20 protein-coding genes are annotated in these 20,758 nt (G+C 64.6%); 13 read left to right on the top strand and 7 right to left on the bottom strand.

The window, feature by feature from the left end; genetic code table 11:
• The first annotated feature begins 91 nt into the window (after positions 1-91).
• From lnt to QNA11_RS07185, 12 genes are all read left to right on the top strand, one after another.
• Entirely contained in the window at positions 92-1,726 is a 1,635-nt protein-coding gene (lnt, locus tag QNA11_RS07130; protein ID WP_283482478.1) for an apolipoprotein N-acyltransferase, read from the top strand.
• Between the two features lie 200 nt (positions 1,727-1,926).
• On the top strand, positions 1,927-2,343 hold the full coding sequence (locus QNA11_RS07135; RefSeq protein WP_202072679.1) for a helix-turn-helix domain-containing protein: 417 nt from the start codon (positions 1,927-1,929) through the stop codon (positions 2,341-2,343).
• A 141-nt stretch (positions 2,344-2,484) separates the two neighbouring features.
• Positions 2,485-3,675, top strand: coding sequence for a methionine adenosyltransferase (metK, locus tag QNA11_RS07140; protein ID WP_283482479.1), 1,191 nt, complete (start codon positions 2,485-2,487; stop codon positions 3,673-3,675).
• A gap of 91 nt (positions 3,676-3,766) precedes the next feature.
• Positions 3,767-4,009, top strand: coding sequence for a CCDC90 family protein (locus QNA11_RS07145; RefSeq protein WP_202072844.1), 243 nt, complete (start codon positions 3,767-3,769; stop codon positions 4,007-4,009).
• A gap of 102 nt (positions 4,010-4,111) precedes the next feature.
• Positions 4,112-4,786, top strand: a complete 675-nt coding sequence (gene trmB, locus QNA11_RS07150; RefSeq protein WP_283482480.1) for a tRNA (guanosine(46)-N7)-methyltransferase TrmB — start codon at positions 4,112-4,114, stop codon at positions 4,784-4,786.
• Positions 4,787-4,809: 23 nt separating this feature from the next.
• Entirely contained in the window at positions 4,810-5,703 is an 894-nt protein-coding gene (gene trxA / locus QNA11_RS07155; protein WP_283482481.1) for a thioredoxin, read from the top strand.
• Positions 5,704-5,742: 39 nt separating this feature from the next.
• A complete protein-coding gene (locus tag QNA11_RS07160; RefSeq protein WP_202072675.1) occupies positions 5,743-6,411 on the top strand; it encodes an LON peptidase substrate-binding domain-containing protein in 669 nt (222 codons plus the stop codon).
• Positions 6,412-6,442: 31 nt separating this feature from the next.
• On the top strand, positions 6,443-6,670 hold the full coding sequence (locus tag QNA11_RS07165) for a Trm112 family protein (protein ID WP_202072674.1): 228 nt from the start codon (positions 6,443-6,445) through the stop codon (positions 6,668-6,670).
• A gap of 15 nt (positions 6,671-6,685) precedes the next feature.
• The gene (locus tag QNA11_RS07170) at positions 6,686-7,549 is read left to right on the top strand and encodes an acyl-CoA thioesterase (RefSeq protein ID WP_283482482.1); all 864 of its coding nucleotides are present in this window, start codon (positions 6,686-6,688) and stop codon (positions 7,547-7,549) included.
• A gap of 306 nt (positions 7,550-7,855) precedes the next feature.
• The gene (locus tag QNA11_RS07175; RefSeq protein WP_202072672.1) at positions 7,856-8,194 is read left to right on the top strand and encodes a P-II family nitrogen regulator; all 339 of its coding nucleotides are present in this window, start codon (positions 7,856-7,858) and stop codon (positions 8,192-8,194) included.
• 34 nt (positions 8,195-8,228) lie between these two features.
• Entirely contained in the window at positions 8,229-9,701 is a 1,473-nt protein-coding gene (locus QNA11_RS07180) for an ammonium transporter (RefSeq protein ID WP_283482483.1), read from the top strand.
• A gap of 341 nt (positions 9,702-10,042) precedes the next feature.
• The gene (locus tag QNA11_RS07185) at positions 10,043-11,536 is read left to right on the top strand and encodes a bifunctional metallophosphatase/5'-nucleotidase (RefSeq protein ID WP_283482484.1); all 1,494 of its coding nucleotides are present in this window, start codon (positions 10,043-10,045) and stop codon (positions 11,534-11,536) included.
• 310 nt (positions 11,537-11,846) lie between these two features.
• Here the strand turns inward: QNA11_RS07185 and QNA11_RS07190 are convergent, their stop codons facing one another.
• From QNA11_RS07190 to QNA11_RS07215, 6 genes are all read right to left on the bottom strand, one after another.
• Positions 11,847-12,530 (bottom strand): HD domain-containing protein, encoded by a 684-nt coding sequence (locus QNA11_RS07190; protein ID WP_281931613.1) that lies wholly within the window; start codon positions 12,528-12,530, stop codon positions 11,847-11,849.
• Between the two features lie 62 nt (positions 12,531-12,592).
• Positions 12,593-14,809, bottom strand: coding sequence for a CHASE2 domain-containing protein (locus tag QNA11_RS07195; RefSeq protein WP_283482485.1), 2,217 nt, complete (start codon positions 14,807-14,809; stop codon positions 12,593-12,595).
• Positions 14,810-14,855: 46 nt separating this feature from the next.
• On the bottom strand, positions 14,856-15,704 hold the full coding sequence (locus QNA11_RS07200; protein WP_283482486.1) for a FecR family protein: 849 nt from the start codon (positions 15,702-15,704) through the stop codon (positions 14,856-14,858).
• Between the two features lie 12 nt (positions 15,705-15,716).
• A complete protein-coding gene (locus QNA11_RS07205) occupies positions 15,717-17,033 on the bottom strand; it encodes a tetratricopeptide repeat protein (RefSeq protein ID WP_283482487.1) in 1,317 nt (438 codons plus the stop codon).
• 170 nt (positions 17,034-17,203) lie between these two features.
• Positions 17,204-17,668 carry a hypothetical protein gene (locus tag QNA11_RS07210; protein WP_283482488.1) on the bottom strand — a complete coding sequence of 155 codons (465 nt, stop codon included), beginning with the start codon at positions 17,666-17,668 and terminating at the stop codon, positions 17,204-17,206.
• A 79-nt stretch (positions 17,669-17,747) separates the two neighbouring features.
• Positions 17,748-18,437, bottom strand: a complete 690-nt coding sequence (locus tag QNA11_RS07215; protein ID WP_283482489.1) for a Crp/Fnr family transcriptional regulator — start codon at positions 18,435-18,437, stop codon at positions 17,748-17,750.
• A gap of 169 nt (positions 18,438-18,606) precedes the next feature.
• Between QNA11_RS07215 and QNA11_RS07220 the strand changes: the two genes are divergently transcribed.
• Positions 18,607-19,560: an endonuclease/exonuclease/phosphatase family protein gene (locus QNA11_RS07220; protein WP_283482490.1), complete on the top strand. Its 954-nt coding sequence runs from the start codon at positions 18,607-18,609 to the stop codon at positions 19,558-19,560.
• 161 nt (positions 19,561-19,721) lie between these two features.
• Here the strand turns inward: QNA11_RS07220 and QNA11_RS07225 are convergent, their stop codons facing one another.
• Positions 19,722-20,756 (bottom strand): M14 family metallopeptidase, encoded by a 1,035-nt coding sequence (locus QNA11_RS07225; protein ID WP_283482491.1) that lies wholly within the window; start codon positions 20,754-20,756, stop codon positions 19,722-19,724.
• Between the last annotated feature and the right edge of the window lie 2 nt (positions 20,757-20,758).

A 20,758-nucleotide genomic window follows, 5' to 3' on the forward strand; every position in this document is an offset into this window, starting at 1 on the left:
CCAATAAAATCAATCGCCCGGCGTCTCGGCCTTTGCCTTGCCTCGAAAGCCGCTAGAGTCGAACCGCCGATTCGCGGGAGACTCCAAACCGATGGCGCAAATTGCTGATTTGATGAGCGCTCGGGCTGGGTTGTCGTCTCTCCCGCAGCGTATCATTCTCGCCGACGGCTGGACCCGACGGGCGATCGCCTTCGTCGCGGGCGCCGCCGGCGCGCTGGCTCTGCCGCCCTTCGATTTTGCGCCCGCCATGGCGATTCCGCTGACGACGGCCGTGTGGCTGATCGACGGCGCCGCCGCGCAAGGCGGGCGCTTCGGCTTCGCCCCGATCCGGACCGCCGCGGCGGCGGGATGGTGGCTCGGCTTCGGCTATTTCCTCGCGAGCCTCTGGTGGCTCGGCGCGGCCATGCTGGTCGAGGCCGACCAATTCGCCTGGGCGATCCCGCTTGCCGTCATCGGCTTGCCGGCGGCGCTCGCCTTCTTCCCGGCTTTCGGTTTCGCGCTATCGCGTCTCTTATGGTCGTCGGGAAGCCTGAGGATTTTCGCGCTGGCCGCAGGGCTGAGCGCTTCGGAGTGGCTGCGCGGCCATATTCTGACGGGCTTTCCCTGGAACGACGTCGGCATGGCGCTCGCGCAGGCCGGACCGATCGGACAGGCGGCCGCGCTCGTCGGGCTCAACGGTCTCGACCTTGTCGCGATTGTGATCTTCGCGGCGCCGGCCACCATCGTCGACCGGCGCCCCGGCGAGCGCTTTCTCTCCAACGCCGCCGCCTGGTCGGCCGCCCTCCTGCTTTTCGGACTCTCGGCCTATGGCGCGTTAAGGCTCGCAAGGAGCGAGACGGAATATGTCGAGGGCGTCAAGCTGCGGCTCATGCAGCCCAATCTGCCGCAGGACGCCAAATTCCGCCCCGAGAACGGACAGGACATCCTGAGACATTATCTCGCGCTTTCCGACCGCGCGACCGGCCCCGAGCGCACGGGCGTTTCCGACGTCACCCATCTCATCTGGCCCGAGTCGGCCTTCCCCTACATTCTATCGCGCGAGCCGCAGGCGCTCTCGGCCATCGCCCACGCCCTGCAGGGCAAGGTGCTGATCACGGGCGCGGCGCGCATCGAGAGCGACGGCGGCGGCAAACGCGGGAAGATTTTCAATTCCATCGAGGTCTTGCAGGGCGGCCGGATACTCGCTTTCTACGACAAGATGCATCTCGTCCCCTTTGGCGAATATTTGCCGCTCGAAGCATTGCTGCGGCCGCTCGGCGTCTCGCATCTGGTTCCCGGCACATGGGACCAGGGACAGGGCCCACGCACGCTCGCAGCCCCTGGCCTGCCGACGATGGCGCCGCTTGTCTGCTACGAGGCGGTCTTCCCCGGCGAGGCGACGGCCAGAGACAAGGAGGGCAAACGCCCGCAATTGCTTCTCAACGTCACCAATGACGGCTGGTTCGGCAAGACGCCCGGGCCTTATCAACATTTCGCCCAAGCCCGCCTGCGCGCCATAGAGGAAGGGCTTCCTCTGGTTCGCGTCGCCAACACCGGCATTTCGGCGATCGTCGACCCATACGGCCGGACAGTCGATTCGCTCCCGCTGGGCGAAGAAGGGCTGATTGACGGAGGTCTGCCGAAGGCGATAGCCGAGCCGTTGTTTGCGCGGCATGGGACAATCGCCTTCCCGTTACTATGGGCGCTCGTGCTGGCCGCCGCTATGACCGGACGCTGGCGGCGTTAAAAGGGCGTTTTTGCTCCCCTGTTGTCATTTAGAATAGTTTGCCTACAAATATTCGTCCGCCCGGATGTTGCACTTGGCGCGCGGGAAGGACTGACGAAAACGCGTCAGAAAATGAATTATTTGTTCGGATTCGGCACCCAATCGATCGCCTGTTTGCAATTGATCGCCGTTCGGCTAAAACGCGGCAGGAGGTCGTTGAAGTGAAGAAGACGCCAGATCCCATCGACCGTCACGTCGGCAGCCGGGTGCGCATGCAACGGATCCTGATGAAGATGAGTCAGGAAAAGCTGGGCGAAGCCTTGGGCCTAACCTTTCAGCAGGTCCAAAAATACGAGAAGGGATTAAATCGTATCGGCGCAAGCCGGTTACAACAAATTTCCAAAACTCTCAATGTTCCCCCGTCGTTTTTTTTCGAAGGCGCGCCCACACTCGGGGCAGCCGAGGGGAATGGCGGTTTCGCCGAATCCTCCTCCCAATATGTCGTCGACTTCCTGTCCACCGCCGAGGGGCTGCACCTCAATCGGGCTTTCGCCCGAATCAAGGATCCCAAAATCCGCAAGCGGGTGCTCGATCTTGTGGCGACGCTCGCCGATAGCAATAGCGCGGACGAAGGCTGAGCGCCCGGCGAGTTCTCTATATCGAACGATTTCCGCTTACTTGGCTTGACCTAACGAACGCAGACTGGCAGACCAAGGCCAGACCGTCGGATCATTTCGCGTCGAGGGATCGGGCGCTGGCGGCCATTGGGAGATTCTGAAGTGACCCGGAAGAATTATCTTTTCACCAGCGAGTCCGTTTCCGAAGGCCACCCGGACAAAGTCTGTGACCGCATCTCCGACGAAATCGTCGATGAATTTTTTCGGGAAGGCCCCAAGGCGGGCATCGACCCTTACGCCATTCGCGTCGCCGCCGAGACGCTCGCCACCACGAACCGCGTCGTGATCGCCGGCGAAGTGCGCGGCCCGCATATTCCCTTCGATCGGATCATCGAAATCGCCCGCAACGCCATCCGCACGATCGGCTACGAACAGCACGGTTTTCATTGGAACACCGCGAAGGTCGAGGTCCTGCTGCACGAGCAATCCGTCGACATCGCCCAGGGCGTCGACGCCAGCGGCAATAAGGACGAAGGCGCGGGCGACCAGGGCATCATGTTCGGCTACGCCGTGCGCGAGACGCCCGATCTGATGCCTGCTCCGCTCTATTATTCGCACAAGATCCTCGAGAAGCTGGCGCATGCGCGTCACAGCGGCAAGGAGAAGGGCCTCGGCCCCGACGCCAAGAGCCAGGTGACCGTGCGCTATGTCGACGGCAAACCGGTCGAGGCGACGCAGATCGTGCTTTCGCATCAGCATGTCGACGAGAGCCTCTCGCCCGCCGACGTTCGCGCTTTGGCCGAGCCCTATATCCGCGATGCGCTGCCTCAGGGCTGGATCACCGACAACACCGTCTGGCACGTCAATCCGACCGGCAAGTTCTTCATCGGCGGCCCGGATGGCGACGCCGGCCTCACCGGCCGCAAGATCATCGTGGACACCTACGGCGGCGCGGCCCCGCACGGCGGCGGCGCCTTCTCGGGCAAGGATCCGACCAAGGTCGACCGTTCGGCCGCTTACGCCGCGCGCTATCTCGCCAAGAACATCGTCGCAGCCGGCCTTGCCGACCGCTGCACGCTGCAGCTCGCCTACGCCATCGGCGTCGCCGAGCCGCTGTCGATCTATGTCGACCTGCATGGCACGGGCAATGTCGCGGAGGACAAGCTGGAGGCGGTTCTGCCGCAGATCATGCGCCTGACCCCGCGCGGCATTCGCGAGCATCTCCAGCTCAACCGTCCGATCTACGCCCGCACCTCCTCCTACGGCCATTTCGGCCGCGCGCCGGAGACCGACGGCGGCTTCTCCTGGGAGAAGACGGACCTCGTGGATGCGCTGAAGTCGCATTTCGCCTGACCGGAAACGAGGGGCCTTTCGCATCGGCGAGAGGCCCTTTCTCCATCGGAGAAGAATTGCTTGCTTTGAGCCTTGGACCTATTCTTTGTCTATGAGCGCCTTCACGATCGACACTCTGGCTGTCGCGCAGCTTTTGCGAAAACGCGGCTTCACCGAGGAGCAAGCCACAGGCGTGGTCGAAGCGTTACGCGAGATAGACGCTTCTCAGCTCGTGACAAAAAGCGATCTCAAAGAAGCGATCGCCGATCTCAAGGTCGACATCGTCAGATGGCTCATCGTCACGCAGATCGCGCTCGCAGGGTTCCTTTTCGCCGCGATGAAGTTCGCAAAATAGACGCGGCTCCGCCGCTCTTTTTCGATAGATCCTAGCGGCCCCAGCTCTCGCGCCTTCTTCCGGGCTCTTCCATTCCAAGCCCGCCACGGCTATCTCGGCGCAATGACCGAAAACCCGCCACACCGTCGCCTTTACGGCCGCTCCAAGGGCAAGGCCCTGCGCCAGCATCAATCGGAGCTCATCGCCGACCTCCTGCCAAAGCTCGCGCTCGATCTTTCCGCCCCCCTGCCCCTGCGGCCCGGCCGTGGCACCCGGCTCGAAATCGGCTTCGGCGGCGGCGAGCATCTCATCGAGGCCGCCGCGCGCGAACCCGAGGTGGATTTCTTCGGCTGCGAGCCTTTCATCAACGGCATGGCGAAGCTGCTCGCCGGCATAGAGGCGCGCGGCTTGACCAATGTCCGCCTCTATCGGGGCGACGCCGCCGAAGTGCTCGACCGGTTGCCCGACGCGAGCCTTTCCCGAGTCTATCTCTTCTATCCCGACCCCTGGCCGAAACGCCGCCATCGCAAGCGCCGCTTCGTCTCGCCCGAGAATCTCGCCCGGCTGGCCCGCGTCATGCAACCGGGGGCCGAGCTGCGCTTTGCGACCGACATCGACGATTACGCGGCCTGGACGCTGGCGCGTCTGCGCGTCTGCGACGCTTTCCGCTGGCTGGCGGAAACGGCGCAGGATTGGCGGGCGCCTTGGGAGGGCTGGACGCAAACCAAATATGAGGCGAAAGCGATGGCGGCGGGACGCCGTCCGGTCTATCTGACCTTCGTCAGACAGGCGGAATAAGAAGAGCGAGAGGGGAGCGGCGCATGGTGGAGTTCGCAAACAAGGCGGCGGAAGCGACGGGGCCGATCGAGACGACGGTGGCGCGTTTTCGCATGGACGTCCTCGAAGCTTCCTTGCGCAAGGTCGTTCTCGTGGATTTTTGGGCGCCCTGGTGCGGCCCTTGCAAGCAGCTCGCGCCCGTCCTCGAGCGGCTCGTCGCCGCGACGGGCGGCAAGGTCCAGCTCGTCAAAATGAACATCGACGCCGAATTCGAAATCGCCGATCAGCTCGGCATCAAGTCGATCCCCGCCGTCGTCGCCTTCCAGCGCGGTCGCCCGGTGGACGGCTTCGCCGGCGCCCTGCCTGAAAGCCAGATCAAGGGGTTCCTCGAGCGGCTGGTGGGGCCGATCGAGGACGCGGCGGACGCGATGGAAGCCGTTCAGGAGCTGATCGAGGCGGGCGACGTCGCCTCGGCCCACGCGCTGCTCTCCGAGCTCACCAGCCAGGAGCCTGTCAATCCGAAGGCCTTCGCTTTGCTGGCGCGGCTTTATGTTGCCGCCGGGCAGTTGGACGAGGCGCGCGCAGTGTTGGAGCGTTTGCCGGAATCCGCCCGTAAGGATTCGGACGTCGCCGCCGCCGCCGCCGCGATCGAAAACGCGGTCGCCGCGCAGGATCTGGGCGAGACCGACGACCTCAAGAGCCGCATCAACTTCGATCCCAACGATCTTCAGGCCTATTTCGACCTCGCTCTCGCGCTCAACGCCAAAGACCGGCGCGAAGAAGCGGCCAATGCGCTTCTTGAAATCATCCGGCGCGACCGTAGTTGGAACGACGATGGGGCCAGGAAGCAGCTCGTCCAGTTCTTCGAAGCCTGGGGACCGATGGACAAAGCGGCCGTCGCCGCGCGCCGCCGACTCTCGACCCTGCTTTATTCTTAAATAGGAGAGGCGGTAACCCAAATCCGCCGCGCATCCGCCATGAGCATCAACAGCCCCTACTCGGACATCGCCCAACTGCCGGGAAGCCTTCCTGTTTTTCCGTTGACGGGCGCTGTGTTGCTGCCGCGTGGAGAGCTGCCGCTCAATATTTTCGAGCCGCGTTATGTGGCCATGGTGGACGCGGCGATCGCGAGCAATCGTCTGATCGGCATGATCCAGCCTCTCCCGGGAGGCGACGGCGCCACCGTGACGCCGCGCCTTTTCCAGGTCGGCTGCGCCGGACGTCTGACCCGTTTCTCCGAGACGGGGGATGGGCGCTATCTCGTCACCCTCTCCGGCATCTCGCGCTTTCGTCTCGGCGACGAGCTGCCGTCCACGACCCCCTACCGCCAATTCCACGTGAGCTATGACGGCTTCGAGGCCGATCTTCTGCCCGGGGCCGGCGAAAGCGCCGTGGATCGCGAGGCCATGGTGGGGATGTTGCGTAATTTCGCCGATTATTCGAAACTTGAGATCGACTGGGCGAGCATAGACGCCGCGCCCACCGAAACGCTGGTCAACGCGCTGGCGATGATGTCCCCGTTCGGCGCCAATGAGAAACAGGCGCTCATCGAGGCCATCGACCTCAAGACCCGGGCGGAAACGCTCGTCACCCTCGCGAAGCTCGACATGGCGCTTGGCGACGGCGAAGGACAACAATGGCACTGAGCGCAGTCGCTCGAACACGGGAAAACGCGAGATGAGCGAGAATATCGAGGCCGGCGCCGAGAGCCAGGAAACCAGCGCGCCCGAGGCGACGAAAGTCGATCCGCGCCTTTTGGAGATTCTCGTCTGCCCGCTGACGAAGACGACGCTCGAATATGACCGCACGCGCCAGGAGCTGATTTCCCGCTCGGCGCGACTCGCCTATCCGATCCGCGACGGCATACCGATCATGCTGCCGGAGGAGGCGCGGCCGATCGACTGAGGCGGCGCATCCGCGATGGATGACGCGCCCGCCCGCGAAATCGTCACGCTCCTCGATCTGGAGACGCTAGGAGAAGACCGCTTTCGGGGGCATAGTCCGGCCTCCGCGGGCAGACACCTCTATGGCGGACAGGTCGTGGCGCAGTCGCTCGTCGCCGCGACGCGAACCGTCGAGCCTGACCGCCCGGTGCATTCGCTGCACGCCTATTTTATCCTGGCGGGCGATCCGCAGATTCCCATCGACTTTTTCGTGGAGCGCATCCGCGACGGCAAGAGCTTCGCCACGCGCCGCTGCGTCGCGACGCAGCGCGGGCGCCCGATTTTTTCGCTCGCCGCCTCCTATCAGCGCCGCGAGGAAGGGTTTTCACACGCGCTCGCCATGCCGCAGACGCCGGCCCCCGAGAGCCTGGAGCCCATCCACGATCTCGTCGACCGATTCCGCGCCTTTCTGCCGCAACCGGCGGCGAATTGGATGGCGCGCGCCTGTGCGCTCGACATGCGCATCGTCGCTCCGGAAACGCTCGTTGCGCCCAACGCCGCCGGCCAAAAGATCTGGTTCCGGGTGCAAAGCCCGCTTCCCGACGACGAGGCGATCCACACGGCAGTCCTCGCCTATCTCTCGGATATGACGCTGCTCAACACGGCGCTCGTCGTGCACGGCCGCAATATTTTCGATCCGAAGATCCAGGTCGCGAGCCTCGATCATGCGCTGTGGTTTCACGAGCCGCCGCGCGTCGACGACTGGCTGCTCTATGTCCAGGAGAGCCCTGCGGCCTCGCATGCGCGCGGCCTGACCTTCGGCCGCATTTATGCGCGCGACGGCCGGCTGCTCGCATCCGCGGCACAGGAAGGCCTCATCCGCCTGCGCACCAATATTTAGGCGCCTGCTTATTTCTCGGGCGCCTGTCGCATTTGCCCTTCTATCCGGCTCTTCGCCCGCAGTTCCCGCAAACTCCAAGCTTTTCCGTTGGCGCAAGCGATCGAGGCCGGCGTCGCGGCCCAGGTGAGAGTCGCGCCTATTTCGTACAACCCCCCGTGATTTCAAGGATGGCGCTCGCTGGCACGGCTTTTGATAGCAATGGCGGCGGGCGCGCCAGCGCTCTCTCCAAACGACCGCGCCGCTGCGGCGTTCCGCTTAGAGTGAGCGGCGCCCGTCCAAGGGGTCGATAACAAACAGGATTGGCAGATGAAAATCGTGACAGCGATCATCAAGCCGTTCAAGCTCGATGAGGTCCGGGACGCGCTGACGAATATCGGCGTGCACGGCCTCACCGTGACGGAAGTCAAGGGCTATGGACGGCAGAAGGGGCACACGGAAATCTATCGCGGGGCCGAATACGCCATCAGTTTCTTGCCGAAGCTCAAGGTCGAGGTCGCCGTCCCCGCAAACCTCGTCGAAAAGGTCGTCGACGCGATCACCTCCACGGCGCGCACCGGCCAGATCGGCGACGGCAAAATCTTCGTCAGCCCGCTCGAACGCGCCATCCGCATCCGCACCGGCGAGTCCGACGCCGACGCGCTCTGATCGCCATCCTCCCGAAAACCAGGAGCTTTTCTACATGAAACTTCCTTCGTCTCGGAGCGCGTTCGCGGCTTCGACCCTCGCGGGAGCGGCGCTCGTTGCGATGGCGGGATCGGCCTTCGCGGGCAATGATCCCACGCCCAACCCCGGCGACACCGCCTGGATGCTGACCTCCTCGCTGCTCGTGCTGATGATGTCGATCCCGGGCCTCGCTTTGTTCTACGGCGGCCTCGTGCGCACGAAGAACATGGCGGCCGTGCTCTCGCAGACCTTCGCGATCGTGTCGCTCGTCGGCGTGATCTGGGCGGTCTATGGCTATTCCTTCGCCTTCGGCGACGGCGGATCGCTCAACCATTATGTCGGCGGCTTCAACAAGCTCTTCCTGAAGGGCGTGACCGGCGCCGCCAATGCGCCGACCTTCACCCCCGGCCATGTCATTCCGGAATTCGCCTTCTTCGTCTTCCAGATGACCTTCGCCATGATCACCCCGGCCCTCATCATCGGCGCCTTCGCCGAGCGCATGAAGTTCTCGGCGGTGCTGCTCTTCACGGCGCTGTGGGTCACCTTCATCTACTTCCCGGTCGCGCATTGGGTGTGGGGCGTCGCCGATCCGAACGCTCTGGTCGACGCCGCGACGCAGCTCGCCGCCGCGCCGGACGAAGCCGCCAAGGCGGCCGCTCAGGCGAAGATCGACGAGATCGCCGGCAATGTGGGCTGGCTCGCCGGCAAGGGCGCGCTGGACTTTGCGGGCGGCACGGTCGTCCATATCAACGCGGGCATCGCGGGCCTCGTCGGCGCCATCATCGTGGGCAAGCGCATCGGCTATGGCAAGGAAGCGCTCGCGCCGCATTCGCTGACGCTGTCGATGGTCGGCGCCTCGCTGCTGTGGGTCGGCTGGTTCGGCTTCAACGCCGGCTCCAACCTCGAAGCCAATGGCACGACGGCGCTCGCTTTCGTCAACACCATGGTTGCGACCGCCGCCGCGGCGCTGTCGTGGATGATCGTGGAATGGCTGATCAAGGGCAAGCCCTCGCTGCTCGGCCTCATCACCGGCGCGGTCGCCGGCCTCGTCGCGGTGACGCCGGCCTCCGGCTTCGCCGGCCCGATGGGCTCGATCGTGCTCGGCCTCGCCGTCTCCCCGATCTGCCTCTTCTTCGTCGATGTGATCAAGAAGAAGGTCGGCTATGACGACGCGCTCGACGTCTTCGGCGTCCACTGCATCGGCGGCATCACCGGCGCTCTGGCGACCGGCCTGCTGGTCAACCCCGACTTCGGCGGCGTCGGCATCACCGACTACACCAATCTCGAGAGCTACGCCGGCACGTATGACATGGTGGCCCAGATGAAGGCGCAGGGCACGGCGGTCGTCGCGACGCTGCTCTTCTCGGGCATTGGCTCTGCGATCCTCTACAAGGTCGTCGACCTCGTGGTCGGCCTGCGTCCGGCGCCCGATCAGGAGCGCGAGGGCCTGGACATCACGGATCACGGCGAACGCGCTTACAATTACTGACGATTGCTGATCTGTCCCCAAGCAAAAGACGGAGCGGCGCCCACGGGCGCCGTTTCTTTTTTATCGTTCTCATACGGGTTCCGCTTGATTGGTTCGGTGTTGATCCCGACGCTCGTGCGATCGGATTTACCGCCGTCATTGCGAGGAGGCGGAGCCGACGAAGCAATCCAGCGTCGCATCGCTGCCCTGGATTGCTTCGCTTCGCTCGCAATGACGGCCCTGAGCGAAACCAGCGCTCTTGCGGCTCTGGATTCCCGATCGAGCCTTTCGCGAGCTATCAATCGGAAATGGTATCAGGCGCGTATTGCCCGTGTCATTGGAAGCGCGCAAACATGCGGGGCATGAAGATTCGTCACGCTCTCCCCTTTGCCCTTTTCCTCGCCGCCTGTCCGGCGCAAGCCGCCGAACGCACGATCAACGCCACGCTCCTCGTTTTCAGCGACATTTACGAAATGGCGGAGACGAACGGGCGCGGCGGCTTTGCGCGCGTCGCCGGCGTTGTTAGCGCCGAGCGCGCGAAGACCAAGAACGTCCTCGTCGCGCTTGCCGGCGACACCATCTCGCCCTCGCTGATGTCGAGCCTCGACAAGGGCGCGCATATCATCGATCTCATCAATCGCACGAAGATCGACGTCTTCACCCCGGGCAATCACGAATTCGATTTCGGCGAGGACGTGTTCCGCAAGCGCATGTCGGAATTGCAGGCTGTGCGTCTCGCCGCCAATCTGCGCGACGCCGCCGGCAAGCCCCTGCCCGGCTTCGCGGATAGCAGAATCTTCGACATCGACGGCGTCAAAATCGGCGTCTTCGGACTGACAGAAGATGAATCCGCCAAGCGCTCCAACACCGGCTCGCTGCAAATCTCGCCGGCCATAGACGCCGCGCAGCAACAGGCGCAGCGGCTGCGCGATCAAGGCGCCGATCTTGTCGTCGTCGTCACTCATTCTGAGTGGCGGGACGATTTGCGCCTCGCCAAGACGGGCGCGATCGACATTGTGCTCTCCGGCCACGACCATAATCTCTTTGTCGCTTATGACGGCCGCGCGGCGATTGCCGAAACGCAGGCCGACGGCGCGCAAATCGTCGCGGTCGATCTGACCATCTCGGCGTCCGACGCCGGCGCTCGCAAGGTGCGCTGGACGCCGAAGTTCCGCATCATCGACACCGCCGACGCCACGCCGGACCCGACCGTCGCCGCCCGCGTCGCCGAATATCGCGCGAGCATGGACAAAGATCTCGATCAGATCATCGGCGCCACGCAGACCGAGCTCGATGCGCGCAAATCGTCCGTGCGCAGCCAGGAGACGGCGATCGGCGATTTCATCGCCGACGCCATGCGCGCCAAGACCGGCGCGGACGTCGCGCTGATCAATGGCGGCGGTATTCGCAGCGATACGGTCGTTTCGCCCGGAACGAAGCTCGCGCGCAAAATGGTCGTGGCGGCGCTTCCCTTCAACAATAAGCTCATCACGCTGGAACTGCGCGGCGCCGATCTGCGCGCGGCCCTCGAAAGCGGCCTCTGGAAGCTCGGCAAGGACGCGGGCCGATTCCCGCAACTGTCGGGCGCACGCATCGTCGCACGGCGCGACGCTGTCCCCGGATCGCGCATTGCCACGGTCGACATCGGCGGCGCGCCGCTCGACGACGCGCGCCTCTATAAGGTCGCGACCAACGACTATCTCGCCGCCGGCAAGGACGGCTATGAGGCCTTTACGCATGGCAAGCCGCTCGTCACCGAAGACGAGGCGCCGCTGCTGTCGACGGTGGTGATGGAGGCGATCGAGAAGGCGGGGACGATTGCGCCTGTGGTGGATGGGCGTCTGATCATCAAGTAATATTATTGCCGTTTGAACCGCTCGCTTGGGGGCTTGTCATTCCCGGTGGGCTGAAAGCCCGACCGGGAATCCAGAGCAGCAAAAGCGCTGGTTTTACTCAGACCGTCATTGCGAGCGAAGCGAAGCAATCCAGGGCAGCGATGCGGCCCTGGATTGCTTCGTCGGCTCCGCCTCCTCGCAATGATGGCGCTGCGTGAACCCCACACGGCGGCCTTTGGCCGCCGACCTCCCCGTAAAGGGGAGGCATCAGGGCTCACAACGTCAGATCGTTACAGCCTCGAAAGGGACTAATACTCGTCGTCCCAGCCCCTCACGCAGAGGCGGGCCCCGCCAGCCTGTCTCGTAGCGCCACTTCTGCGCGCAGCAGATTTGCGCGCGCCTGCGCGAGCCACAAAGCGCGCGTCTCCGGCAGGCGGTACAGCCCCTCGCCAGAAGCAAGAAAGCTTTCGAGCATCTGCATGCGGCCGAGATAAAAGGCGCGCTCGGGAACCCAGCCATATTCGAAGTGAATATCGTCGAGATTGCTCTCGAACAACGGCCAGGGCGCGGCGAGCGACGAGAGGTCGAGATCGAGGAAAAAATCGAGGTCGCGCGAAAATCCCGGGTAATGTTCAGTCGCGGCCTTCGCCTTCATATGCTGCGCCGTCGCCATGATGAGGTCGTGAATCGCCTGCCCTTCGACCTCGTCGAAGCGAGAATGAAATTCGAACAGCACCGCGCTCGCGCGCACATTCTCCGGGTCGGTGCGCGGGCGTCCGTCGCCGTCGCGCGTGAGATAGACGGAATCGTGCCAGAAGATCGCCGCCGCCACGAGGTCGACGCGCGTCGCCAGATGCGCCAGCGCATCGAGCTTGGTGAGCAGATCGACGATATGTCCCCATGCGTGATAGGCGCGCTGCGGCTCGTTATAGGCGAGGTCGATCGTCGAGAAAGCCTGCGCATCATGCCGCGCCGCGATAAGCGACCAGTATTTTTCGACGATTGTTTCTGTCATGCGCTGGCGGCGATCTTTCGGTGCGGAGGGTTGAGACGCGCGTGGCGCAGGAGAGGCGGCGATCACTTGCTCAGGAGATTCCATACCGAAGACCAACCTTCATGCAAGCCCTGCTGAGCGAGCGCTGAATATCGTTTTCCCATCGCCAGATAGAGCGCAGGCCAGGCGCCGGGAGCCTTCAGGGCCAGCTCGGCCGCGCACTCGGCGGCGGCGTCGAATCGGCCCGCTTCATAATGGGCGCGCATGGCGTCATGCGTTGTGCGCCAGCGCACATACGCATCCGTTTTCGCGACATCAGCGTCCCCCGCCAGCGCGAAGACCTGCGTCGGCTCGCTCCGCCCGGCGACGACGATGCGCCCGAGATCGAGCCAGGCCATATCGGGAACCGCCTCCCGGACGACGCCAGAGGCGATGATGTCGGTCGAGAAAGCCTTGCTCGCGCCCTCTAACCGCGAGGCGAGATTCACATTGTCGCCCAGGATCGAATAATCGAAGCGCCGTATCGAGCCCATATTCCCGACGCTGCAAGGGCCGATGTTGAGCCCCAGGCCCATCGCCGCCTCGACATGCAAACGCCCGGCCGCCTGCGCCGCTTGCGCCCGTTGCGCGTTGAACCGCGCCATTTCGGCCCGCATGCGCAGCGCCGCCTCGACGGCTTTGCGCGGATGATCCGTGACGTCGAGCGGCGCATTCCAGAAGGCGAGGATGGCGTCGCCCATATATTTATCGACCGTGCCTTCGCATTCGAGAATGGCGTCGGTCATGGGCGTCAGATAGTCGTTCATGAATTGCGTGAGCTCGCGCGCGCTCATGCCTTCCGAAATTCCGGAAAAGTTGCGCAGGTCCGAGAAAAGCACGGTCAATTCACGCGTCTCGCCGCCGAGAACGAGACGCTCCGGATGTTCGGCGATGCGGTCGACGACTGCGGGCGCGACGAATTTGCCAAAGGCGCGCCGGACCTGTCGACGCGCGAGAATTTCCGTGCGCCACAGCGTCACCGCGCCGACGACATAAGCGCCGATGACAACGAGGCTCGGATAGGCTGGATCGAGCAGAAGGCCCTGCTTTTCGAAAAGATAGAAAGAGCCGCCGAAGAACGCGCCGATCGCAGCAAAAGCGAAAGCCGCCGACAAAAGCTGCGGCGCGGCGAAGAGCAGCGGCATGGTCAGCGCAAAGGCGACGATGGCGACGACATACTCCAGCCCCGGCGCCCAGTCGGGTCGCGACAGAAGCGCGCCGCTCGCGAGCGACTCGACGATCTGCGCATGCACGTCGACCCCGGGCGTCACGGGGTCCAGCGGCGTCGCCCGCACGTCGCCGAGCCCCACGGCGAGGGCTCCGACGAAAACGATGCGTCCCTCGATCTCGCCCCGCGCAACCTGATTTTGCAGCACCGCCTTGGCCGAGATGTCGCGGGCCGGCGCGCTGTGGCTGTAACGCGGACGCACCTCGGCGTTGGGGCCGGTCGCAATCTGAAAGGCGCCGACCTTCACCGCATTGACGCCCGTCTGCGCGCCAAAAGCTGTCTGGCCGCTGGCGTTGGAGGATCGGATGACGATGCTCGGCTCGCCCTGCGCAACGCGCAAGGCTTCGAGCGCGAGAGACGGCGCGAGCGCCGCGCCGAGGCGAGACAGCAAGGGCACCCGGCGCACGACCAGATCGCGGTCCGGCAGCCAGTTCGTTGCGCCGAGGCCCTGCGCATTGGCGGCGAGGCCCGGCAGCGGCGCAACGATCGCCGGGAAGGCGTAAAGGAAAGGCGCCGGATCGTCGCCCGCCGTCACGAAACCGGCTTTGGCGGAAAAATCGTTCGCTCCCGTCGGTGCGAGCGTCGCGCCGAGCACGACTGGCGCGCCCTTCAACGCATTTGCGAAGGCGATGTCGCCGTCGGGCGCCTTGGCGAGGAGCTTCGAGACGTCCGCCCGCAGCCTGGCGTCCTCGAGCGCATCGACGAGCATATGCGGGCTGGCGCGGTCGGGCTCGGAAAAGATGAAGTCGAAGGCGATGGCGCCGGCCCCCAGCGCGCGCAGCCGCTCGACCAATTCGGCGAGCCGCGTTCGCGGCCAGGGCCACTGGCCGTAAGCTTTCAGGCTCTCCTCGTCGACGCCCACCACCCGCACGGGCGTCTCGGGATCATAGACGCGCGGCGCGGCGCGCTGAAAATTGTCGAAGACGACATTACGCATGTCGTCGAGCGCCCGCGGCTGCAGCGCGCCCCATGGCAGGAGAAGCGCGCCGGCGACGAGCGATGCAGCGAGAAATGCCTGCTTGCGTGTGAGCATCTCTTTAAACGGCCGGGCCAGACGCCTGGCCCAGCCGTCACAACCATCAAAGGCGCGGGCGGCCGCAGAGCTCGCCTCGGCAGTGCTCAGGCGGCGGCGGGGCCGGCGGCGGGAACGGCTGGTTTTCGACGTTGGCGCTGCTCTGAACGAGGGCGTTTCCGGCCCAAACAGGCCCCAATGCATCGAGGCCGGGCGGCGGCTCGACGGAAGGCGCGCGATCGTGCCCGAGCAGAAGCTCGGCCTCCTCCTCGCGCGGCTTCTTCCTGGCGCCGCCGGACTGGCCGTTGAGGCTCGCCAATTGCGCGTTCATGGCGGCGACGATTTCAGGCGGCACGCGGAAAGGCTCCGAGACGCCGCCGCTCCGGGCGCATACGCCGAAGCCCGGACGGTTGAGAATCTGAGAGTCCCCCTGAGCCCCCACAACCTCGGTCACGCCGTTCTGATGATAGACGAGCGCCTCGCATTCGCCGCCGAGGCGCACCATGATCGACCCGCCGCGAAGGCCGATCGACGCTGTCGGCGTTTTGAATGTGGCGCCGGATTCATGACTGACGCCTCCGCCCACAAAACGCATCACGCCCTTGGCGAGACTGACGCCCTGGCTGCCACTCGCGCCGTTGTAAACGAAATCGTCGATGATGACCGAGCTGCTGCGGCCAACAGTCATCGTCGAGGTGTCGTTGAAAACGATCTGCGCGCTGCCTTCGCTGGCGGTCTCTATCCGCTCGCGCTTCTCGACGCCGAGGCCGACGGAGAGCGGATGTTTCGCCGCGCCGGGCGGCGTGCCATGCGCGGCGACATTGACGGCGCCGATATTGCCCACTTTCTCCGCGCTGGCGGGGAAGCAGGCGAAGAGGCCGATGGTCGCAAGCGCAAGAACAGAAACATTCCTCATAGCGCGGCTCCCTTAGAATTTCGCCGTCGGACCGAAGGAGACGGAGACATTCTGCGTCTTGAAATTCGGCAAATTGGAATCATTGCGCATGAATTCGAGATTGCCGGCAAAACCGAAGGTCTCGGTGATCGGCGCGTCCAGCATCAGCCCATAGTTCCAGGCGGAGTCGTGGCGCGCGACGAAAGGGTTCACGAGAAGGTTCGCTGTATCGAACGCCAGATTGGTGAAGCGCGCATAGGGGGCGATCGTCCAGCGGCGCGCGATCATCGGATGGGGCGGCTCCACTTCGAGCCGCAACATCGCTTGCACGTCGACCTGATCCGAGCTTTGCGCGGCATAGCCCGCCGTGGCGCGCGAATAAGCGACGCGGCCGTCGAGCCGCACGGTATCGAGCAGGCGATAGGAGCCGCTCAGATAACCCGTAACCACGTCGCCCGTGGCCAGCGTCGACAGCGTCCGATAGGGCGACGGCCCGAAAACGCCTCGGATGGGATCGACCCACAGGCCGCGCCATTCGGCGCCGGGCTCCAACCAAAAATCGGGGCCGAGGTCCGCCCGGATGCTTGCGCCCGCCCCGCCGGCGTTGAGGTAATTGTTGGAGCCGAGCATGGAGACGGCGCCGGTCAAATAGGGCCGCACCGACAAATTGCTGACCAGCGTCTGCGGCACGAAGAAGCGCGGCCCGATCGCGGCGGCGAAGAGCGCCACGCTATATTGCGGCAGGCTGAACTGTTCGGTCGCATAGGCCGTGACGCGCGTCTCGAGCTGGTCGCCGCGCTGGCCGCCAAATTCCCAGTCATGCGCGGCGAGCACGAGCTGGAAGGCGTTCATGTCGCCCTTGCGCGGCCCCGCCGACGCGAGCGCGATTCCGCCGATCTGGAAGAGATTGCCAGCGGGGAAATAATTGGCGTTCGACTGGGCGCGCAAACCCGTATGGATGCGCACCGACAGGCGGCTCGACTGCATATGCTTCTCGATGTCGGGAAGCTGCGCGTCGATCTGCGCGCTTTGAACCGGATCGAGATCCCCGGCGGCCTTGGCGGCGCGCAAATGCCCGGCCGCCACCTCCCACGCGCCGAGGCGCGCGTAGAGGAAACCCAGCTCCTTGCGGGCGCGCGTCAGGTTCGGATTGAACATGAGAACCCGCTCGAGCGCGCCGATAGCGGCCTCGTAATCGCGCAGCTCCGTCGCCAAAATCACGAAGCGATAGGTCGCTTCGTAATCCTCGGGACGCGCCTGGATGTGGCTTGCGAGACGGTCGCGCTCGGCTCGAACGTCCTGCGCCGAAGCGGATGCGCAAAGCGCGACGAGGGCGCAAAGGCCGCCCAAAAGCTTCTCGGATACGTATCTACTTTTAAAAAACAAACGCCTACCCCCCGGATGGACGAGCCTTTTCCAGCGGCGTCGAAGCTGACTCAAACGCCGCCTTGCGGCAAGCGCCCGAAAACATTGAGATTATCCGCCCCGACTCGAAGTAACATTTTGTTAAAAGGTTATTTTCAGCTCGATCGGCTCGTTTCGCCCCGCGTTTTCTCCGAAAGGAGAAGAGAAACAGTCTGGCAGTGTTGCAGATGAAGCACAGCGGGTAGCGCAGCCATCTCGGACGCGCCGCCTCCTATACACGCGCTCGGCGTGGCCCAGCTCGCTCGATTCCTGGGCGGGTTGCATCGACGCCGCGTCGCCGGCGCCGGGCGCCGAACGGCCCGGCGCGCGGGTTTCACGGCGAGGAGCCGTCGCAGCACGAGCAGCAAATCCGCTGCATCCGCCGCCGCGCCCCGGCTGACCGCGGCGCGCAGGTCGGCGACGATCTTCACCCGCGCGACGGCGCTCGAACGCCTGGAGCGGCGATAATGCGCGAGCATCCGCTCGTGCTTTTTGCTGGGGCTGACGCCGAGCACAATCTCATGCGGCGCCAAGCCCGCGACGTCCACGCAGCGTTCGATCGGCGTCAACCGGGGAGTCATCGGCGTTTCCTCGTCCTCTCTACCGCTCCCCGAATGTGAGAGAGACCCGGATTTAACGCTGTGCGCCGCCGCACATGGCTCATTCGGCGGCGTTCATTGCGTCGCGCACGCGCTTTTCGAGCACGTTCGGACGCAGCAGGACGAGGCCGCCGCGGACTTTCTCGGCGAGCCCCTCCTCCGTCATGGCGCCGAGCTCGCGGCTGACCTGCTCGCGGCGGCAGCCGATGCGGGCGGCGAGATCGTGCTGGAAGGGCGGCGGCGAGACGATGGATTGGCCGTCGTGCCCCTTGCGTGGCGACGCCATGCGCAGCAGCTCCGCATAGAGGCGATGGCGCAGATCGAGCACCGAGCGCTCGAAGAGGCGCACATTGAGCTCGCGCACGCGCGAGGTGAGAAGCCGCATAAGCCGCTCCGCGATCTCCGGCGAATGCAGGACGATCTCGCGAAAGGCCGTCGGCGGCACGAGCAAAAGCTCGGCGTTGGTCAGCGCCGTGACATTGGCCGAGCGCTTGGCGCCGTCGATTGCCGCCATCTCCCCGAAGAAGTTGCCGGGCCCGAAATCGCCGAGAATCATCTCCTTGCCCGCGGCCGTGCGGATGAGGACGCGCACGTCGCCGCTCACGATGAAGTAGACGTCCGTCGAGGGGTCGTCGAAGTCGAGAACCAGCTCACTCTCGGAAAAGCGCTTACGTATGCATTGCCGCCCGAAGGTCTCGCCGCGTGAGGGATCGAGACCGGCGAAAAAAGGGATTCCATCAAAAACCGACAAGGATTTAAGCTCCGTTGTGACAAGGAATGTTTGAATAGTAGACGCCGAAATAGCCCGCCGTCGAGGGGCAACGCGCGCTATCTTGGCTTGCGCTGGAGAGAATTCGGGCGAGCGTCAACTTGGCCGAACAGGCCGGGCATGAAACGGCGAGACAAGCGAGAATTCGATAATGGATTTGCGGCTCGCGACCTTCAATCTGGAGAATCTCGACTGGTCGGCGGCCCACGAGGCCGCTTTCGCGCGGCGCCGCGCGGCGCTGCTGCCCGCGCTGGCGGCGCTCGACGCCGATGTTCTTTGCCTTCAGGAAGTCGGCGCGCAAAAGCCGCATAAGCATAGCGCCCGCGAATATCTTGCGCTGGACCGGCTGCTGGCGGACACGCCTTACCGGGACTATTTCCGCGCGACGAGCGTGCGGCCGGGAACAAGCGCGCCGGCGGACGTGCATAACCTGGCGATTCTCAGCCGCTGGCCCATCCGGGCGACGCGCCAGATTCACCACAACATCGTCGCGCGCTGGTCATGGCCGCCGCCGCGCGAGGGCGACGTCGAGCCGGCGCCGATCGTCATCGAATGGGACCGGCCGCTGCTTTACGCCGCGATCGACTTGCCGACCGGCGCCGTTCTGCATGTGATCGATTTGCATTTGCGCGCGCCGCGGCCCGCGCCGGTCCCGACCGCGCGCGGCGAAGGCTCCAGCAAATCGCAAATCGAAGGGCAGTTTGTCGCCGCGCAAAAGCGCGAGGGCCAGGCGCTGGAGGCGCGGCTCTTCGTCGAGACGCTTTTCGACGCCGAGCCCGAGGCCCACATCGCCATTTGCGGCGATGTCAACGCCGACGAATATGACGCGCCGACCCGGTTGTTGCGCGGCGGCGACAATGAGCTGCAGCAAGGCGCGCGCGCGCTTGCGCCGTTGGAGGAGCGTGTCGAGGCTGCGCGGCGCTATACGGTGCTGCACGCGGGAAGGCCGAAGCTGATCGACCATATTCTTGCGTCGCCGACGCTAGCTGCTGCGTGGCGGGAGACGCGCATTCTCAATGAGGGGCTGCAGGACGAGGTGTTTGCGCCGGAGCCGGTCCTGGGATCGCTGCATGCGCCGATTGTTGCGGCGTTTGCGCTTGGGTAGGCCCTCATCCGACCCTCGCTGACGCGAGGGCCACCTTCTCCCGTAAACGGGAGAAGGAATCGCGCTGAAAGATTTGTGATCCAAAACCGGGACGGCTCTCCCTTCTCCCGCCTGCGGGAGAAGGTGGCCCCTGCGTCAGCAGGGGTCGGATGAGGGCGCGCTCAAACCCGCTCCCCATCCATCCCGATCCGATGCATCAAATAACACAGACAATCCAGCTCCACCGCGCGCGGATCGACCGTCAGCATCGCCGGGATCGCCGGACGCGACAGCCTGATCTCGCCATCCGCGTAATCGAAATATTCGCCCGGCGCCGTCTCCTCGCCTTCGCCCGGCAAAATATCCAGCTTCACCCCCGCGCGCGCCTTGCCGAAAGAAGCGCCGGGCGCCAACTCGCTGAAATTTAAGTGGTCGATGTCCGCGCGGAACATGAAGTCCGCCGGCGTCCCGTCGAAGGAGAAGCTCGTTCCCTTCGGGGGCTTAACGATCGCATAGGTGCGCAGCAGATCGACGTCGTGCGGCGTGGGCGGGTGGTCGGGCAGATGCGATATGGACAGCGCCGCCTCGACAAGCTCGATCGCATGTTGCGTGGCCGAGCCCGCGCCAGCCTTACCGCATTCGACCGTCATCGCCGGACAGAGATCCGCGAAGGCCGCCGCATGCGTCCCCACCGGTCGCTGCGAGTGCACGACGATGCGCGAGAAAAGACGCGCCAATGCGATGAATCGCGGATCGAGCTTTTTGATGCAGGCGTAGTGCGGATTGAAGCCCGTGTTGTTGTGAATGTCTATGCTGGCGAAAATGCCGCGCCGCGCCGCATAGTCGTAAATCCAGCGCGCCTGAAGCGCCTGCGGATCGTCCGGATAAAGCGTGCCGGGCCAGACGCGATTATAATCGAGCTGGTCGGGAAGCGTCCGCACATTGGCCGCGGCGGCGCGAATATTGCCGACGAAAAACAAAAGCGAACGCGGCAGGCCCCGTTCAATGTGCCGGCGCAGCACGGACTGCATGGCGGCAAGGCCGCTATATTCATTGCCATGCAGCAGCGTCGAGACGAATAAGGGACGCGGGTCGTGGCCCGGGAAGTCGAAGAGCGTCGGCCCGGGCAATATGTCGATGAGCTTTTCCGGCGGGCAGTCGAGAAATCCCGCCGGCAGTCTGTCCATCACGGCGCAGGGCGCGTCGATTGCATCCATTC

Source organism: Methylocystis sp. JR02 (genome assembly GCF_030063565.1).
Taxonomy (GTDB): Bacteria; Pseudomonadota; Alphaproteobacteria; order Rhizobiales; family Beijerinckiaceae; genus Methylocystis; species Methylocystis iwaonis.

Bases quoted from the DNA above. Each gene is read 5' to 3' on its own strand.
- lnt (WP_283482478.1), top strand. From the start codon at position 92: ATGGCGCAAATTGCTGATTTGATGAGCGCTCGGGCTGGGTTGTCGTCT.
- QNA11_RS07145 (WP_202072844.1), top strand. From the start codon at position 3,767: ATGAGCGCCTTCACGATCGACACTCTGGCTGTCGCGCAGCTTTTGCGA.
- trmB (WP_283482480.1), top strand. From the start codon at position 4,112: ATGACCGAAAACCCGCCACACCGTCGCCTTTACGGCCGCTCCAAGGGC.
- trxA (WP_283482481.1), top strand. From the start codon at position 4,810: ATGGTGGAGTTCGCAAACAAGGCGGCGGAAGCGACGGGGCCGATCGAG.
- QNA11_RS07160 (WP_202072675.1), top strand. From the start codon at position 5,743: ATGAGCATCAACAGCCCCTACTCGGACATCGCCCAACTGCCGGGAAGC.
- QNA11_RS07165 (WP_202072674.1), top strand. From the start codon at position 6,443: ATGAGCGAGAATATCGAGGCCGGCGCCGAGAGCCAGGAAACCAGCGCG.
- QNA11_RS07170 (WP_283482482.1), top strand. From the start codon at position 6,686: ATGGATGACGCGCCCGCCCGCGAAATCGTCACGCTCCTCGATCTGGAG.
- QNA11_RS07175 (WP_202072672.1), top strand. From the start codon at position 7,856: ATGAAAATCGTGACAGCGATCATCAAGCCGTTCAAGCTCGATGAGGTC.
- QNA11_RS07180 (WP_283482483.1), top strand. From the start codon at position 8,229: ATGAAACTTCCTTCGTCTCGGAGCGCGTTCGCGGCTTCGACCCTCGCG.
- QNA11_RS07185 (WP_283482484.1), top strand. From the start codon at position 10,043: ATGAAGATTCGTCACGCTCTCCCCTTTGCCCTTTTCCTCGCCGCCTGT.
- QNA11_RS07190 (WP_281931613.1), bottom strand. From the start codon at position 12,530: ATGACAGAAACAATCGTCGAAAAATACTGGTCGCTTATCGCGGCGCGG.
- QNA11_RS07195 (WP_283482485.1), bottom strand. From the start codon at position 14,809: ATGCTCACACGCAAGCAGGCATTTCTCGCTGCATCGCTCGTCGCCGGC.
- QNA11_RS07200 (WP_283482486.1), bottom strand. From the start codon at position 15,704: ATGAGGAATGTTTCTGTTCTTGCGCTTGCGACCATCGGCCTCTTCGCC.
- QNA11_RS07210 (WP_283482488.1), bottom strand. From the start codon at position 17,668: ATGACTCCCCGGTTGACGCCGATCGAACGCTGCGTGGACGTCGCGGGC.
- QNA11_RS07220 (WP_283482490.1), top strand. From the start codon at position 18,607: ATGGATTTGCGGCTCGCGACCTTCAATCTGGAGAATCTCGACTGGTCG.
- QNA11_RS07225 (WP_283482491.1), bottom strand. From the start codon at position 20,756: ATGGATGCAATCGACGCGCCCTGCGCCGTGATGGACAGACTGCCGGCG.